Origin of the sequence: Nocardia sp. NBC_01503, from assembly GCF_036327755.1 — a bacterium.
GTDB lineage: Bacteria > Actinomycetota > Actinomycetes > Mycobacteriales > Mycobacteriaceae > Nocardia.
Genome location: NZ_CP109596.1, coordinates 1,676,585 through 1,691,427 on the forward strand (window position 1 = coordinate 1,676,585; position 14,843 = coordinate 1,691,427).

General features: G+C 65.8%; 11 protein-coding genes and 1 tRNA gene. 6 read left to right on the plus strand and 6 right to left on the minus strand.

The window, feature by feature from the left end:
- Positions 1–120: 120 nt before the first annotated feature.
- On the minus strand, positions 121–1,110 hold the full coding sequence (locus OHB26_RS07470) for a helix-turn-helix transcriptional regulator (protein ID WP_067571801.1): 990 nt from the start codon (positions 1,108–1,110) through the stop codon (positions 121–123).
- 50 nt (positions 1,111–1,160) lie between these two features.
- A complete protein-coding gene (locus tag OHB26_RS07475) occupies positions 1,161–1,919 on the minus strand; it encodes a M23 family metallopeptidase (protein ID WP_330183477.1) in 759 nt (252 codons plus the stop codon).
- A gap of 285 nt (positions 1,920–2,204) precedes the next feature.
- On the opposite strand from OHB26_RS07475, the gene OHB26_RS07480 reads away from it, so the two are divergent.
- Both OHB26_RS07480 and OHB26_RS07485 read left to right on the plus strand, forming a co-directional pair.
- The gene (locus tag OHB26_RS07480) at positions 2,205–3,248 is read left to right on the plus strand and encodes a nitronate monooxygenase (RefSeq protein ID WP_330183478.1); all 1,044 of its coding nucleotides are present in this window, start codon (positions 2,205–2,207) and stop codon (positions 3,246–3,248) included.
- Between the two features lie 57 nt (positions 3,249–3,305).
- Positions 3,306–3,698 (plus strand): SCO5389 family protein, encoded by a 393-nt coding sequence (locus tag OHB26_RS07485; protein ID WP_330183479.1) that lies wholly within the window; start codon positions 3,306–3,308, stop codon positions 3,696–3,698.
- Between the two features lie 56 nt (positions 3,699–3,754).
- Here OHB26_RS07485 and OHB26_RS07490 read toward each other — a convergent pair whose 3' ends face one another.
- Positions 3,755–5,113 carry a serine/threonine-protein kinase gene (locus OHB26_RS07490; protein ID WP_330183480.1) on the minus strand — a complete coding sequence of 453 codons (1,359 nt, stop codon included), beginning with the start codon at positions 5,111–5,113 and terminating at the stop codon, positions 3,755–3,757.
- Between the two features lie 143 nt (positions 5,114–5,256).
- On the opposite strand from OHB26_RS07490, the gene OHB26_RS07495 reads away from it, so the two are divergent.
- On the plus strand, positions 5,257–5,679 hold the full coding sequence (locus OHB26_RS07495; protein ID WP_330183481.1) for an EF-hand domain-containing protein: 423 nt from the start codon (positions 5,257–5,259) through the stop codon (positions 5,677–5,679).
- 1,135 nt (positions 5,680–6,814) lie between these two features.
- On the opposite strand, the gene OHB26_RS07500 is transcribed toward OHB26_RS07495, so the two are convergent.
- The 3 genes from OHB26_RS07500 to OHB26_RS07510 all read right to left on the minus strand — a co-directional run bounded on the left by OHB26_RS07500 (position 6,815) and on the right by OHB26_RS07510 (position 12,070).
- On the minus strand, positions 6,815–8,491 hold the full coding sequence (locus OHB26_RS07500) for an HNH endonuclease signature motif containing protein (RefSeq protein WP_330183482.1): 1,677 nt from the start codon (positions 8,489–8,491) through the stop codon (positions 6,815–6,817).
- An 84-nt stretch (positions 8,492–8,575) separates the two neighbouring features.
- Positions 8,576–10,195: an acyl-CoA synthetase gene (locus OHB26_RS07505; protein ID WP_330183483.1), complete on the minus strand. Its 1,620-nt coding sequence runs from the start codon at positions 10,193–10,195 to the stop codon at positions 8,576–8,578.
- Positions 10,196–10,432: 237 nt separating this feature from the next.
- A complete protein-coding gene (locus OHB26_RS07510) occupies positions 10,433–12,070 on the minus strand; it encodes a long-chain fatty acid--CoA ligase (RefSeq protein ID WP_330183484.1) in 1,638 nt (545 codons plus the stop codon).
- 511 nt (positions 12,071–12,581) lie between these two features.
- On the opposite strand from OHB26_RS07510, the gene OHB26_RS07515 reads away from it, so the two are divergent.
- The 3 genes from OHB26_RS07515 (at position 12,582) to OHB26_RS07525 (ending at position 14,782) form a co-directional block, all read left to right on the plus strand.
- On the plus strand, positions 12,582–14,051 hold the full coding sequence (locus OHB26_RS07515; RefSeq protein WP_330183485.1) for a flavin-containing monooxygenase: 1,470 nt from the start codon (positions 12,582–12,584) through the stop codon (positions 14,049–14,051).
- 201 nt (positions 14,052–14,252) lie between these two features.
- Positions 14,253–14,636, plus strand: a complete 384-nt coding sequence (locus tag OHB26_RS07520; protein WP_330183486.1) for a DUF5313 family protein — start codon at positions 14,253–14,255, stop codon at positions 14,634–14,636.
- 73 nt (positions 14,637–14,709) lie between these two features.
- A tRNA-Arg gene (locus tag OHB26_RS07525) sits at positions 14,710–14,782 on the plus strand.
- The last annotated feature ends 61 nt before the right edge of the window (positions 14,783–14,843 follow it).

A 14,843-nucleotide genomic window follows, 5' to 3' on the forward strand; every position in this document is an offset into this window, starting at 1 on the left:
CGCGGGTCGGCGGACCGAGCAATCATATCGGGCTCGCGGAGCCGCGATAACGGCTCGAGCTCAGTGACTATCGGTGACCAGGCAGGGGCGCTACAGGCATGTGACCTGAGCCACAGGCATTTACAGCCAACCCCGCCGAGTGGCCTGCACCCCGGCCTGGAAGCGGGTGCTCGCGCCGAGGCGCTCCAGCAGACTGGCGGTGCGCCGCACCACCGTTCGCCGGGACAATCCGAGGCGACGGGCGATGGTGTCGTCGGTCGCGCCCATACTCATCAGGGTCAGGATCGCGCGGTCGCGTTCGTCCAGGGCCTCGGAGGGGTTCACCGAGATCGGCGTGGACATGGACCAGAGCGAATCGAAGGTCTTGACCAGCAGATCCAGCGTGGGCGACGGTCCGACCCGCACACCCATGGGATCACCGCGGCGCTCATCGGTATGCAATACCAGTACCGCGCGGCGGTCATCGGCCAGGATCAGTTTCATGGGCGGATCGGGCAGCGTACGCGCCTGTGCACCGGCCGCATTGGTGGCCAGCACATGCCGCAGTCGCTCCGCGTCCTGGTAGATGGTCTCCTGGTAGAGCGTGCGGTAGTCGATGCCCGCGGCGATGCGCGCCGATTTGAGCTCGAACATCCGCTCCTCGGTCTCCACATCCGACAGGAACGGTCCGCGCTCCACCACCTTCACGCAGGTATGCGCGGTGTGCTGGAGATCCTCGAAATCGGCGAGCAGCTGACGCCGTTCGTAGACCGCCACCACCGCACCGTCGGCATCGGTGGTGCGGCGCACCGAACGGAAGGTCTCACCCAGTCGCGCGGCGGCCGACTGCATACGCAGCATGTCACCATTGCGACGCCGAGTCTCGGCCTCGGACAAGGCTTCCGGAGCATGTGCGTCCCAGCGCACGGTGCCATTGTTCTCGGTCAACCGCACCGCGGCCTCGAGATGGCACAGCGCCTCCAGGGCCGCCTCGGCTATACGCGGCGGACAACCCAGGCGCTCGGCCACTTCGAACGCGGTCGAACGCGGATGCTGTACGAGCACCGCGTAGGCGCGGCCGTGCAGCGAGGCAGGGTCGAAGAGATCATCGAGTGTGGTAACAGCGCCCACCGGCACCCGCCGGTCCGGGAAACGCCCGTTCGCGGAGGCCGGTGAACGCTCTACTGGTCCGGGCCCCACTGCTGCGCCATGATGACGCCCTTGCTGGCCAGCCATGGAAGCGGATCCATCTTCGTTCCGGCGGCATCCCAGATCTCCAGATGCAGATGGGGACCGGTGGAGTTGCCACGATTTCCGACGGTTGCGATCACATCGCCGGTATTGACCCGCTGTCCGGCGGATACGTACATGTCATTGACGTGGCCGTAGACAGCGGTGGTGCCGTCGTCCTGCAGGACGCGCACCCAGAGCCCGAATCCGGAGGCCGGACCGGCCTCCACCACCGTGCCACCCATGACCGAGTGGATCGGCGTGCCGATGGCGTCGGCGAAGTCGATGCCGTAATGCATTGCGCCCCAGCGCGCACCGAAGCCGGAGCTGATGACGCCCACATCGACCGGCTTCACCGCGGGGGCGGGGGCGATCCGCTGTTGGAGGTCCTTCAGCGTGGCCTCGGCCTGCGCGAGGGGATTCGCGATCTCCGGCGGCAGATTCTGCAGACCGAAGGGCGCGGGCGCGGGCGCCGCGACGGGATTACCACCATCCGCGATGGGTTGAGCCTGCGGAGCGGGAGCAGGGGCGGCGACATCGGCGGCCTGCTTGACCGACTGCGCAACGTCGCGCAGTGCGAGATCCTGTCCGACCGATTTGTCCTCATGATTGGGGGCGATCGGCGCGGCGTGTGCCAGCGCGGGAACCATCTGCGTCGCGGTGCCGATGAGGGCACTCGCGGCGACAGCGACTCCGGCGGCGACTTTCACGCGATCAGCGGTGGGGGATTCGGCCCGGTGCCGTTTACGTGCGACGGCGCCAGCACGACCGGCACCACAATCACCAAGCAAGTCCATAACGGATACGGAGTTCGCGGTCTCTCTGTGGTGCGACAAAGCTCGTCCTAGCGCTCAATGGTCCGGTAACGATTCGGCATCGCTGTGATGGAAACAATACTCACCCGTGACCATTCCGCAACCTTGAGTTCGACAGCCCCAGGTGATACGGGATACCGGTTGATCACAGCCGTTACCCGAGAGCGCACACTGAGGAATGTGCTACTCGACGAGCTGAATACGCCGATCGTGCTGGCCCCCATGGCGGGCGGGCCGTCCACACCCGAATTGACGGCCGCGGTCTCCGATGCGGGCGGACTCGGATTCCTGGCCGCGGGATATCTGGGCGCGGAAGATCTCGGTGGGCGAATAAAGCAGACACGCACCCTCACCTCCGCGGCCTTCGGCGTGAATCTGTTCTACCCCTCCGCACCAAGTCCTGTGACCGGTTTCGGTGAGTATGTTGATCAGCTCGCGCGCGAATTCCCGGTCGGGGAACCGAAATTCGATACCGACGCCTGGTCCGCCAAGCTCGATCTGTTGATCTCCGATCCGGTGCGGGCGGTCTCCTGCACGTTCGGATGCCCATCCGCACCGGAGATCTCGCGATTGCACGAGGTCGGCACCGAAGTGTGGGTGACCGTCACCTCGGTGGCCGAGGCGCGCATCGCCGTCGAGGCCGGAGCCGACGTGCTCATCGCCCAGGGCTCGGAGGCGGGCGGCCATCGCGGCAGCTTCGCCGACCGGCCCGAGGACGACACCGCGGACCCCTTGGGGCTGTTGGCATTACTGCAACTACTGACCGCAGCGGTCGATCTGCCCGTGGTCGCGGCCGGCGGTATCGCCACCGGCGCGGGCCTGGCCGCCGTCCTGACCGCGGGCGCGGCCGCCGCACAGATCGGCACCGCCTTCCTGCGCTGCACCGAGGCCGGGACGGCACCGCTCATCCGCGACGCGGTCACCTTGGACACACCGACCATGCTCACTCGCGCCTTCACCGGCCGCCTGGCGCGCGGACTGCGCAACAAGTTCATGCTCGAGCACCGGAACGCCCCCGCCGCCTATCCCGAAATCCATTACGCCACCGGACCTTTACGCGCCGCCGCGCGGGCCGCGGGCAATGCCGATGAGGTGAATCTCTGGGCAGGTCAGGCGCATTCGCTGACACGGGAGCTACCGGCGGGCGAGCTGGTCCGGCAGTTGTCGCAAGAGGCGAAAGTCGCTCTGAATAGGACGGTTTCGTTGCGAATCCAGGGTTATTGACAACGGGTTTCGTTTAGAATCAGCTGACACCATCCGCCATCCCATGAGGAGAGCGATATGTCACTCGACGTACCCAGCGCACTACTCGAGCGCGCCGAACGCGGTGAAGTCAGCGATGACGAGTTCGTGGAATGTGTCCGCAGTTCACTGCCCTACGCCTACGAGGTCGTCAGCCGGGTGGCGGCCGACTTGCATTCCGGCACACAGGAATACGCCGACAATGTGATCCCGCCGCCGGATGAGGTAGCCCGCGGCCAACTGCTGCGCGCCATGGCCTCCGACGCCATTCGCGGCGGCCTCGAACGGCATTTCGGGGTGAAGCTCGCTTTCCAGAACTGTCACCGGGTGGCGGCCTTCCCGCTCGCCTCGGTCGGCGGAGACACCTACAGCACCTTCATCTCCACCCGGGCCCAGCTCCTGAATCAGAGCCCGGAACTGCGTAACTGCTGACAGCGCAAGGTTATCGGCGCGACCGGAGAACTCCGGTCGCGCCGCTGCGCGTGGCCTCATCGTCGGCGGAACTTCCGGAACTCCAACACCGCCAACCAGACGAACAGCGTAGTGGGCACATCCATGACGACATTGATGGCAATCCGACCTGCCAGCGCCATTTTGGTGTCGGAGATCAGTCCAAATATGCAAACCAGCGACAGAAACCCGAAAAACGTCGTACACAGCCCCAATACGATCCACCACACCACCCGCCATGCGGTGATCGGCGGCCGCAGCACTGGACTTCCATCCCGCCGGAGGTCTCCATGAGCAGTCTGCGGATAGGACAGTTGGACCCCCAAGGGCGGCATGCTCGGCATGGCCCGCCCACCGATCGGTGAATAACCCTGAGCCATCGGGAGCGGCCTCCGCAACCCGGGCCGATAACCAGGCCCTCCTCGCGGATAACTGTGCGCCGCAGGCGGGTGACTAGGCTGCGGAAGACTCTGTGCGGCTGGCCAAGGGCCATGCGGTGCAGACGCACGAGTCTGCGTTCCGGGCGTTTGCCGCTGTGCGCCGGGTGCCAACATCGGCGCGGGAGCATGGCGTGGCGCTGTCGACGCAACCAGGGCTCCGCGCGCCGCCTCGGCGAACATTCCGGCACTCGCTGGGCGGTGGGTGGGGTTCTTCGCCATACCCAGGGAAATCACCACGTCCAGGGCCGCGGGCACGGCGGGCGCGATCGCACTGGCGCACGGCGGCGGGGCGGACATGTGGGCAAGCATCTGCTGCGCAGCGTCTTTGTCACCGAAAGGCCTTTTCCCAGTGAGACATTCGAACAGCAGACAGGCGAGCGAGTAGATATCGGAGCGGAGATCGTCCACACCAGAGAAGCGCTCGGGAGCCATATAGGCCCATGTTCCAATCGTCACCCCGGTGGAGGTCAACGCCGTCTGCCCAACTTCGCGTGCGAGCCCGAAATCGATCAGGTAGGCGAAACCGCCTGGTAGCACAACAACATTGGACGGTTTCACGTCCCGGTGGATCAGCCCAGCCTCATGCGCGACGTCGAGCGCTTCGGCGATCTGGGCAACCAGGTCGACGGCCCGCGCAGGCGTGAGCGGACCACGATGGGCAAGCACATCGGCGAGATCGGTACCGTCTACCAGTTCCATGTCTATGAACAGGCGACCATCCAGCTCCCCGAAGGTATGGATCGGCACGATATGCGGTCCGCGCAGCCGAGCGGCCAACTGCGCCTCACGCTCGAACCGCCTGCGATAGTCCGGATCCGAGGCAAGCTCCACCGGCAGCACCTTGAGCGCGACATCCCGCCCGATCCGGGTGTCGTGAGCTGCCCAAACCTGCCCCATCCCGCCCTGCCCGAGCAGCATGACGAGCCGGTAATGACCAAGCGTGCCGTCCCCCAACACCCTGTCATCCTTTCGATCAGCCCGTACCGGGCAAGAACTCAGCATACGACCAAGCGGTGACGTATATCCCTGGCTCTTGACCGTTACTCCATCGGTGCGCAATCCTGCTGCCGGACACCACAATCTGCACGCGAGGAGCACCCGTGGCGAGCACCGAACCCACCGATACCTTCGACCTGTGGGATCAGGACGGCGACGGCCTCATCTCCGCCGACGACATCCTCGCCGGAATCACCGCCCTGGGCCTGGAAATCGACGCCGACGCGGTACAACGCCTGGTGGCAGCGGCAGATACCGACGGCGACTGGCTCATCTCCCGCGCGGAATTCGACGCCGCCAGGCTGGGCCGCGACCCCGAAATCACCGATTCCGACGCAGCTTTCGACACCTTCGATGTGAACCGCAATCAGCTGATCGAACTCGACGAACTCGAATCGCTGCTGCGCACCTGCCCGGGGCTCACCGACGAAACCGCCGAATCCCTACTGGCAGCGGCGGACTCCGACGGCGACGGCTATCTCTCCCGTGCGGAGTTCGCCGCGCTCCTTGCTCGGCTGGGCGGCTAGTTCGATTTCTCCTCTGCCCTGTCGGCGTACTGGACAGGGGTGGCCGACCCATGTGTGTGGTCGGTTCGCGGGATGGTGTTGCCTTTGCTCAACCGGGCTGCAAAGCGGAACGGGCAGTGTGGTTGCCTCGCCTGCCGTACCCGGCTGTCGCTCCCCCGATCGGGAGCCGCACCCTCACGACCCAGCCTGGCCGGGTGGCGGTGGGAACCTTCAGAACCACAACCCCAAAAACCAAGAACAAGAACAAGGACCAAGACAAAAGACGCCAGGACAAGAAGAAAAGACGGGCCCAAGGGCCCGAAACCCCACCACCACAACACTTTCAGGACCCCGAAGCACTCCGTCACATCCCGTTCGGAGCCTCCGACGACCTGGACCGTTCGCTCACCAGGAACTCACGCACCGAACCCCGGCGTGTCGCGTACATCAGTTCCTGCTCGACGCCCGAATCCCCCTGGACACGCGATCAGGGGGCACTGGTGCGGCGATCTCCGGCGTGTCCCTGCATGAGCACCCCCTTGTCGCACGTCCAAGGTCTCGAGGGTGGTGGTTCTTCTCGTCTGGGCGTCTTGGGGTGGGGTCTTTGTTCGCTCTTGTCTTTTCGGGTTGTGGTTCTGAAGGTAACCACGGCCATCCAGCCCGGCTGGGTCGCGAGTATTCGCGCTCGATGGGGGAGCGACAGTGGGGTACGGCAGGCGACGCCACCAGCACTGCCGTGTTTGTTTTGCTTGTCCTCCCGAACCCCGCTGGGACCGCGGGTGATTCGGGCGAGTGTGCTACGAAGGCCCCGGGTGGTAGCCCACTGGCCTTGCGATGGACCACGACCCACGGGTGAGCACCCGAGCCGCGAAAAGCCCACGCACATCAGCAGACCCCACGACACATGCAGGTGATGCCGCAACGGTTCCCATGCGCTCAGCTCCCACCCCGCCGAAGCCGAAGCGAACCCCGCCACGGCCATGGACACCAGCAACGGCAGGCATGGGCGAACAAGCAAGGCGCGCAAGTGTAAACACGTATCGCACCGTCAGAAGCTCCACCCATCACCGACCTGAATGCGAGCGAAGGGCCACACAACACGCCTGTAGCACCGGCGGGTGGGTTCCCTGTCGGTGGTACAGGCTGCTCAGCGTCGCTATCGCCGGGTGTGGGAGGTGTTGCGGGTGTTGAGCCACTCCTCGAGCCGTGCCCGCTCGCGTTCGTCACGGGCGTGGATACGGGCCAGGGTCGCGGCCGTCAACTCTCCCGGATGGTGCCGGTGATTCACTTGGGGTGTGCCGCTCGGGTCGATGTGCGGGGGTGCGATCCACCCCGTGCGGCCGGGGTAGTCGGTGTCGGGGCCCATGACCACGGTTTTCCATCCGCCGGGGCCGTCGTGGACCAGGCCGTGGCAGGCATCGCACGCCAGTGTCAGGTTCTCGATATCGGTCGGCCCGCCCTTGACCCATTCGGTGATGTGATGCACCGCCGACAGCGAGGCGGGCGCGCTGCATCCCGGTCGGGTGCAGCCCTTCTCGGCGGCGATCAACGCCAACCGTTGGGCTCCGGTGGCCAAGCGCTCGTTCTCACCCAGGTGCAGGGGCAGGTCGGAGACGCTGAAACCGGATGCGGGACTGGCCGATACGGCACCGACCGCGGCAGGCGTCGCACCACGAGTGGTGACCGGCGTCGCGCTACAGGCCGCGCCGGATGCGGCGCCGGTGGTGCGGGCCGCCTTCCCGCGAGACGCGGTGGAGGTGCGGCGGACCCGGGCCAGGTGGATCGGGGCCCCGGCCTTGTCCAGCACCGCCACGAAAGTACTCGAATCAGTCGCGGTGGCAGCCAATCTCAACGCCTCGGACACCGACAGGGTGCCCCCGGTCGCGGTGGTCGCGATACCGGCACCACGCTCCACATCGGCCACCGACATACTCAACACCGCCGCGACCGGCAGACCACGATGGCTGCCGAGCATGGCCGGATCCACACCGAAACGCAGGAAACCCAGCAGCGCATCATGATTGCGTTGCGCGGCGGTGCGGCCATCACGCTTGGCCGCCGCCGCCAACACCCCACGGTCGGCGGCATCGGCGGTGCTACGAGGGCTGTCGGTGTCCTCGGGATTGCACACGCCCGGGCGCGCCCACTTGGCCAGCATCGGATCCAACACCGCACGCAACGCCGGAGTGATCTCCCCCGACACCGGGGACATACCGTTCACCCGCTGATGCCCGATGCTCAACCCACGCAAACGTTGACGATCACGCTCGGCGGCCAACTCGCCGTCGGGATGCACCCGGATCAGGATCTCGTTCCCCAACCGCGGCAGGGCATCGGGCAAACCCGCGCGCGCGTAGTCGGTCAGGATCCGTTCGGCGGTCTCCTTCCTCTCATCCGGGAGGGTGTCGGGGAGTTTGTGCAGCGCGGCCACGATGTGCCGGGTGTGATCAGCCGAGATCGCACCCGCACGCTGAGCCTCGGCAACCAAGGGCAGTATCGGGTCGAGCTCGCCGGTGGGAAACACCCGGGGCGACACCAGCTTCGCGGTGTTCCAGCGCCCGGTCGCCTCGGCATGGGACAGGCGCAAGGTTTGTTCCAGGAACTTGACCGGGGTCGACACACCCGCACGCGCGGCCAGGCAGCGGGTACCGGTCTCGACCGTGAAACGATGTTTGACCGCCTCCAGTGCGCGGATCGCCGTTTCCACCACCCGCATTACCTCGATGAATTCCTCATCGGAATGCGGAGTCAGGGACGCGTCCAGGAGGCCGTCCACCGCGGCGAGCAGCGCCGAAGCGCTGCTCACGAGTGCGGTGGTCCCTCCCGAATTCATGCCTTTATTCTACCGTGATAGAACAGGACGGGAAAGGCTAATTCCATTGTGATACAAGCATATTCAGACGGGACAGCTTTTCATTTATGTCTCCAGCAATTTGCGTTTCAGCACCTTGCCGGTGGGGTTTCGGGGGAGTATGTCCATGAATACAACTTCCCTGGGGACCTTGTATCTGGCGAGATTGGATTTCACGAAGTCGCGGACATCCTCCGCGCTGAAGGATTGGCCTTCGTGGACAACTACGAAAGCTTTGAGCCGGGAACCGAATTGGTCGTCGGGGACGCCCAGTACGGCGACTTCGCGGACGGCGGCGTGGGTGTAGAGGAGCTCTTCCACCTCTCCGGGAAAGACGTTCTCACCGCCGGAGACGATCATGTCGTCATCACGGCCGTCGATGAAAAGCCTTCCGGCGCGGTCGAAGTGGCCGACATCGCCGGAGGACATGAGGCCGCGGATGATCTCCTTGTGTCCGCCGCCGGTGTAACCCTCGAATTGGATTACGTTGCCGACGAAGATGCGGCCGGTCGCACCGGCGGGTAGTCGGCGGCCTTCGTCGTCCAGGATCTCCACTCGCGCACCGAGTACGGGGCGGCCGACGCAGCCTGGTTCCACGGCCAGATCCTCCGGTGTGGCAATGGTCGCGTACGCCACTTCCGTCGATCCGTACAGGTTGTAGACCACCGGACCGAAGGTGGCGGTCACCTCCCGGCACAATTGCGCGCCCAGCTGCGATCCGGCCACGAAGATAATGCGCAGGCTGGACAGGTCGCGCCCGGTGACACCCGTACCGCCGAGGTCGATCATCCGGCTCAGCATGACCGGGACCACGATCATGGTGGTGGCCTTATGCCGCGCCACGCTGTCGATGGCGGCCTGCGGGTCGAACCTCCGGCGGATCACCAGGGTGGATCCGAAGCCGAGGGTCAGCATGCCGCAGGCGAATCCGAGGGTATGGAACATGGGCGCGCAGCATTCGGTCACCTCGCCCGCCCGGAATGGCACCTTGGAGAGCAATCCACCCAGGGAGGCAAGGGATTTCGGCTCCGGCCGCGGCGCTCCCTTGGGTGTGCCGGTGGTCCCGCTGGTGAGCAGGATGATGCGCGGTTCGGCCCCGGGCGCGGGTGGCGCGTCGGGTGAACCATCGGCGATCAACTCGGCGAGGCTCTCCGCGGCGGGCTCGTCCGTCCATGCCAGATACCGGCCGCGCCGGGGCGAAACCTCGTCCAGCATGTGCGCGTACTCGGCGTCGTACACCAGCAGATCGGTGCCCTCGCGGGTAGCCACGTCCCGAATCTGCGGTCCGGCGAAATCGGTATTGAGCAGGATGATCCGCGCCCCGCACTTGGACGCCGCGAAAATGGCGTCCACCAGGCCGCGATGATTGCGCGCCAGAATCGCCACGCCCTCACGGGGCTTCAGCCCACGCGCCCGCCAGGCATTGGCCAGCCGGTTGGACCGGTCCTCCAATTCGGCGAAGGTGAGCGATCCGAGCTCGTCGATCAGCGCGGTCCGCCCGCCGTACCGCGCGGCCGACAGACGCAGTCCGGCGGCGATCGTTCCGTACCGCAGCATGGCGGTGGCGGCGGAGAGCAGCACCGTCGGCGATTCGATTCGCGCCAGCCCGGCATCGAGGAACAGTCGCGCGGATTCGAGCTCGAGATAGGCCCGCTCCCCCACCGATCGAATGAGTCCGAGTGTCATCCCCGCACTCCATTCCATCGCCCGAACCGCCGTTCGGCCACCGACTTCCCCTGTGCGCACACCGATTTCACACGGACCTCCTCGTCCACCCCGGCACTGCATACACCCCACTGCGGGCATCCGCCCTCAAACTAACGGTACGGATCCACCGGCGCCAGAGGTACCCGTTCCGCAACCTCGCACCCGGGACATGCGTCGGCCCGCACCCGAGCATGCGGGTGCGGGCCGGACCAGAACTCAGGACAGCGTGGTGACGGTCAGCGCGCCATCGGCGTACTGCGCCCGCAGCCGCTTCTTGTCGAACTTGCCGACACTGGTCTTGGGCACCTCCTCGATGAAGGCCCAGTGCTCGGGCAACTGCCACTTGGCGAACTTGTCGGCCAGGAAGTCGCGCAGCTCCTCCGGCTTGACCTCGGCCCCGGCCGCGAGCACGACCGCGACCAGCGGCCGCTCATCCCACTTCTCGTCCGGAACACCGATGACCGCGGCCTCGGCGACAGCCGGATGACCCACCACGGCATTCTCCAGATCCACCGAGGAGATCCACTCACCGCCGGACTTGATGACGTCCTTGGACCGATCCACCAGCGTCAGATACCCATTGGGGCTGATCTTGCCGACATCACCGGTGCGCAGCCAGCCGTCGTTGAACTTGTCCGGATCGACCTCGGCGCCGGTCGGCGAGTAGTACGAGCCGGTGATCCACGGGCCGCGCACCTCCAGCTCACCCAGCGCCACACCGTCATTGGGGACCACGGTGCCGTCATCGGCGACCAGGCGCGCCCGCACGCCCGCGGGGAAACGCCCCTGGGTGTACCGGTAGGCCCACTCCTCATCACCCTCGGCACTGGCCGGGGCATGCGCCACCGAGCCGAGCGGGGAGGTTTCGGTCATGCCCCAGGCGTGCAGCAGCTTCACACCGTGCCGCTCCTCGAAGGCCCGCATCATGGACGGCGGTACCGCCGCGCCACCCACCACACAGGTGCGCAGATGCGAGATGTCCTGCGGCGCGGCCTGCAGTCCGGCCAGTACGCCACCCCAGATGGTCGGCACGGCCGCGGCGAAGGTCGGCTTGACCGCGGCCATCATCTCCAGCAGCGGTGCGGGCTGCAGGAAGCGATCCGGCATGAGCAGATTCGCACCGGACATCATGGCCGCGTACGGCAGGCCCCAGGCATTGGCGTGGAACAGCGGCACGATGGCGAGTACGGTGTCCCGCTCGCTGAAGCCCATACCGTTGGGCGCGCACACCTGCATGGCGTGCAGGAAGTTCGAGCGGTGCGAGTAGACGACGCCCTTGGGGTCGCCGGTGGTGCCCGAGGTGTAGCACATACCGGCCGCGGAGCGCTCGTCCACGACCGGGTAGTCGTAGGTATCGGTCTGCGCCGCAAGCAGTTCCGCGTACGAGTGCACCTGCACGCCCGCGGGGGCGGTCAGGGCCGAGGCATCGCCGTTGGCGACGATCACATGCCGCACCGTCTTCAGGTTCGGCAGGTACTGCGCGAACATCGGCAGCAGTGTGCCGTCGACGATGACCACCTGGTCCTCGGCATGGTTGGCGACGTAGACCAGCTGCTCCGGGAAGAGCCGGATATTCAGCGCGTGCAGTACCGCACCCATGGCGGGCACGGCCACGTACACGACCATGTGCTCGTTGTTGTTCCACATGAAGGTGCCGACCCGGTCGCCCTCACCGATGCCGAGGTCACGCAAGGCATTGGCGAGGCGGGCGGCGTCCGTGCCGATTTCCCGGAAGGTCTGGGTGCGGACTCCGTCTCCGGTCCAGGTCGAGACGGTGCTGTCGCCCTGGAAGGTGGATGCGTATCGCAGCAGTGTCGCGAGTGACAGCTGCTCGTCCTGCATGGTGCTCAACATTTCCCAACCGCTCCCTACATATCCCTACTGGAGAGTGAACTGAGTCACTTCCCGGCAGGATAGCCGAAATCGGACATGGCCGGTTCGGGGGCCAACCGATGGCAACCCGATCGCGGCAACCCGCTTTTTTGATCGCGGGCGACGGACCCCACTTCCGCCGCCCGCGATCGTCGCCGACCTGCCACCGCCTTCGCGATGACCCGCCGGCATCGAGGTCCGGGCCAGGATCAGGCTTGCAACGACGCCCCCTGCGGCGCCGCAGAATAGCCAATCACTAACCAGGACAAGCAAATTGGAGCACGATTCTCCGTGAATATATGTAGTGGGACCGTCGGCTGTCCAGTCGGGGACAGCGACGCAGGTCAGACGGCGTTCACCGTCCCAGAAGGATCCCGGTGAGGGTCGGTTAACTCGGGTTACCGCAAACCCACTTCGCGAAAATGGCCGAAAATGCCGATTTGATGACCGTCGACGTCTGCGTGACCAGCGCCGATAGCTTTAATGTCGAGTCATGAATCGTGAGCCGTCCATCCTGATCATCGGCGCCGGGTTCGCAGGACTCGGCATGGCGCTCGAGTTGCGGCGTCACGGCCTGACCAACTTCACCATCCTGGAGAAGGCCGCCGATCTGGGTGGCGTCTGGCGCGAGAACACCTATCCGGGCGCGGCCTGCGATGTGCCCTCACCGCTCTACTCGTGGTCGTTCGAGCCGAAAAGCGATTGGCCACGGCGGTTCTCACATCAGGCCGATATCCACGAATACATGCGCGGGGTCGCCGAGAAGCACGGCCTGCCCGCCAAGATCGAGTTCGGCGTCGAGGTCACCGAGGCGGAATTCGATGAGCAGGCCGGCATTTGGCGTGTGCGCACCTCCGACGGCGTCACCCATATCGCCGATATCCTGATCCCCGCGGTGGGGCAACTCTCCCGCCCGGCCATGCCGAATCTGCCCGGGATCGAAAGCTTCACCGGTGCGGCCTTCCACTCGGCCGAATGGGATCACTCGGTGGACCTCACCGGCAAACGGGTGGCATGCATCGGCACGGGAGCCAGTGCCATTCAATACATTCCGGCGATTCAGCCGAAGGTCGCGCAACTGACGCTGTTCCAGCGGTCCGCGGCGTGGGTGCTACCCAAGTTCGATACCGAGTACAGCGCGCTGCACAAGGCGATGTTCAAGCACGTTCCGGTGACGCGGCTGGCGGAGCGATTCGCCATCTGGGGATTCTTCGAGGTACTGGCCTTGGCGCTCACCGATATTCCGGCCATGAAGACGCCGGTCATCGCCCTCGCGGATCGGCATCGGCGGGCGCAGGTACCGGATCCGGCCTTGCGCGCCAAGCTGACTCCCGATTACGCGGCGGGATGTAAGCGCGGACTCTTCTCCAACGAGTACCTGCCCGCGCTCGGGCAGCCGAACGTTCATGTGGAGACCACCGCCATCGAGGCCGTCACGCCGAACGGTATCCGCACCGCCGACGGCGTCGAGCATCCGGTGGATGTGATCGTCTACGGCACCGGGTTCAAGGGCACGGAATTCCTTGCGCCCATGCACATCTATGGTCTGGGCGGGCGCAAGCTGACCGATGAGTGGTCGGCGGAGGGTGCGCGCGCGTACCTCGGCATGTCGGTGCCCGGATTCCCGAATCTGTTCATGATGTACGGCCCGAATACCAATGTGGGGTCCGGATCGATCATCTACATGCTGGAGTCACAGGCGCGGTACATCCGGCAGGTCGCGGAGTATCTGGCGGCGCGGCCGGGGCGGTTCCTGGCGGCCAAGCCGGAGGTCGAACAGTCCTGGGACGACTGGTTGCAGCGCCGTCTGAAGGACACTCCCTGGAACTTCTGCTCCAGCTGGTATCGCAACGCTTCGGGACGGATCACCAATAACTGGCCCGGGGCGACGGTGCTGTTCCGCTGGAAGACAAGCACTTTCAAACCGTCCGATTATGACGAGGAGCGAGCCGCCCGGCGCTGAGTACCGCGAGGTCTCGACTCGCCCACACCTGGCGTACTCGCCTGTGGACCGTGGGCCGATTACGTCCTCGCGGTGGGCACCAAGCATTAGCCCATAGCTCCGGTCTATGCCCGCATAGAACCGGACCCGCTACCCGAACGCGGGCGGCAGGCGCACGCTCGAATCGGAACCGGCCGATCCAGCGTTCGAAAGGAGCGAATCATGACCATCCAGCGCCGCCGCCCCACCTTCCCCGAGTGGCTCGGTTACACCGTGGGCCGTCCCATGCCCGACGACCTCCGCGACTGGGTTCTGCACGACCTGACCGGAAAGCACGCCTACACAAGGCATCTCATCCGCGGCATGGTCCCGTTCCTGCCCATCTTCGCCGCCTTCGCCCTGTTCTTCCCCGGCCCGGCATGGATCCGCGCCACCATGATCCTGCTGTCGCTGATCCTGGCCCTGTTCTACTGCGCCGCCTATATGGCTCCCAATCGCGCGCATCGCCTCACCCAGCACGGCCTCCCCGCCGACCTGGACGCCCCCGGCGTCCTGCACGCCACCGCGCCCGAACGCGCCCGCTACGCCGTGAACCACCCGCACTGATATGAATGCGACCCCCTGCCGCCCGACCAGGTAGACTCCCCGACGTTCGGGTCGCCCACCGGCCACCGGTCCAGCCTTCGTAGCTCAGGGGATAGAGCAACCCTCTCCTAAAGGGTAGGTCGCAGGTTCGAATCCTGCCGAGGGCACAAGAACGACAATCGGATTCGCGCACTTCACATGCTCGTAGTCAGGTAGGCCCGTGCCGCC

Bases quoted from the DNA above. Each gene is read 5' to 3' on its own strand.
- OHB26_RS07510 (WP_330183484.1), bottom strand. From the start codon at position 12,070: ATGTTGAGCACCATGCAGGACGAGCAGCTGTCACTCGCGACACTGCTG.
- OHB26_RS07520 (WP_330183486.1), top strand. From the start codon at position 14,253: ATGACCATCCAGCGCCGCCGCCCCACCTTCCCCGAGTGGCTCGGTTAC.
- OHB26_RS07500 (WP_330183482.1), bottom strand. From the start codon at position 8,491: ATGAATTCGGGAGGGACCACCGCACTCGTGAGCAGCGCTTCGGCGCTG.
- OHB26_RS07505 (WP_330183483.1), bottom strand. From the start codon at position 10,195: ATGACACTCGGACTCATTCGATCGGTGGGGGAGCGGGCCTATCTCGAG.
- OHB26_RS07515 (WP_330183485.1), top strand. From the start codon at position 12,582: ATGAATCGTGAGCCGTCCATCCTGATCATCGGCGCCGGGTTCGCAGGA.
- OHB26_RS07485 (WP_330183479.1), top strand. From the start codon at position 3,306: ATGTCACTCGACGTACCCAGCGCACTACTCGAGCGCGCCGAACGCGGT.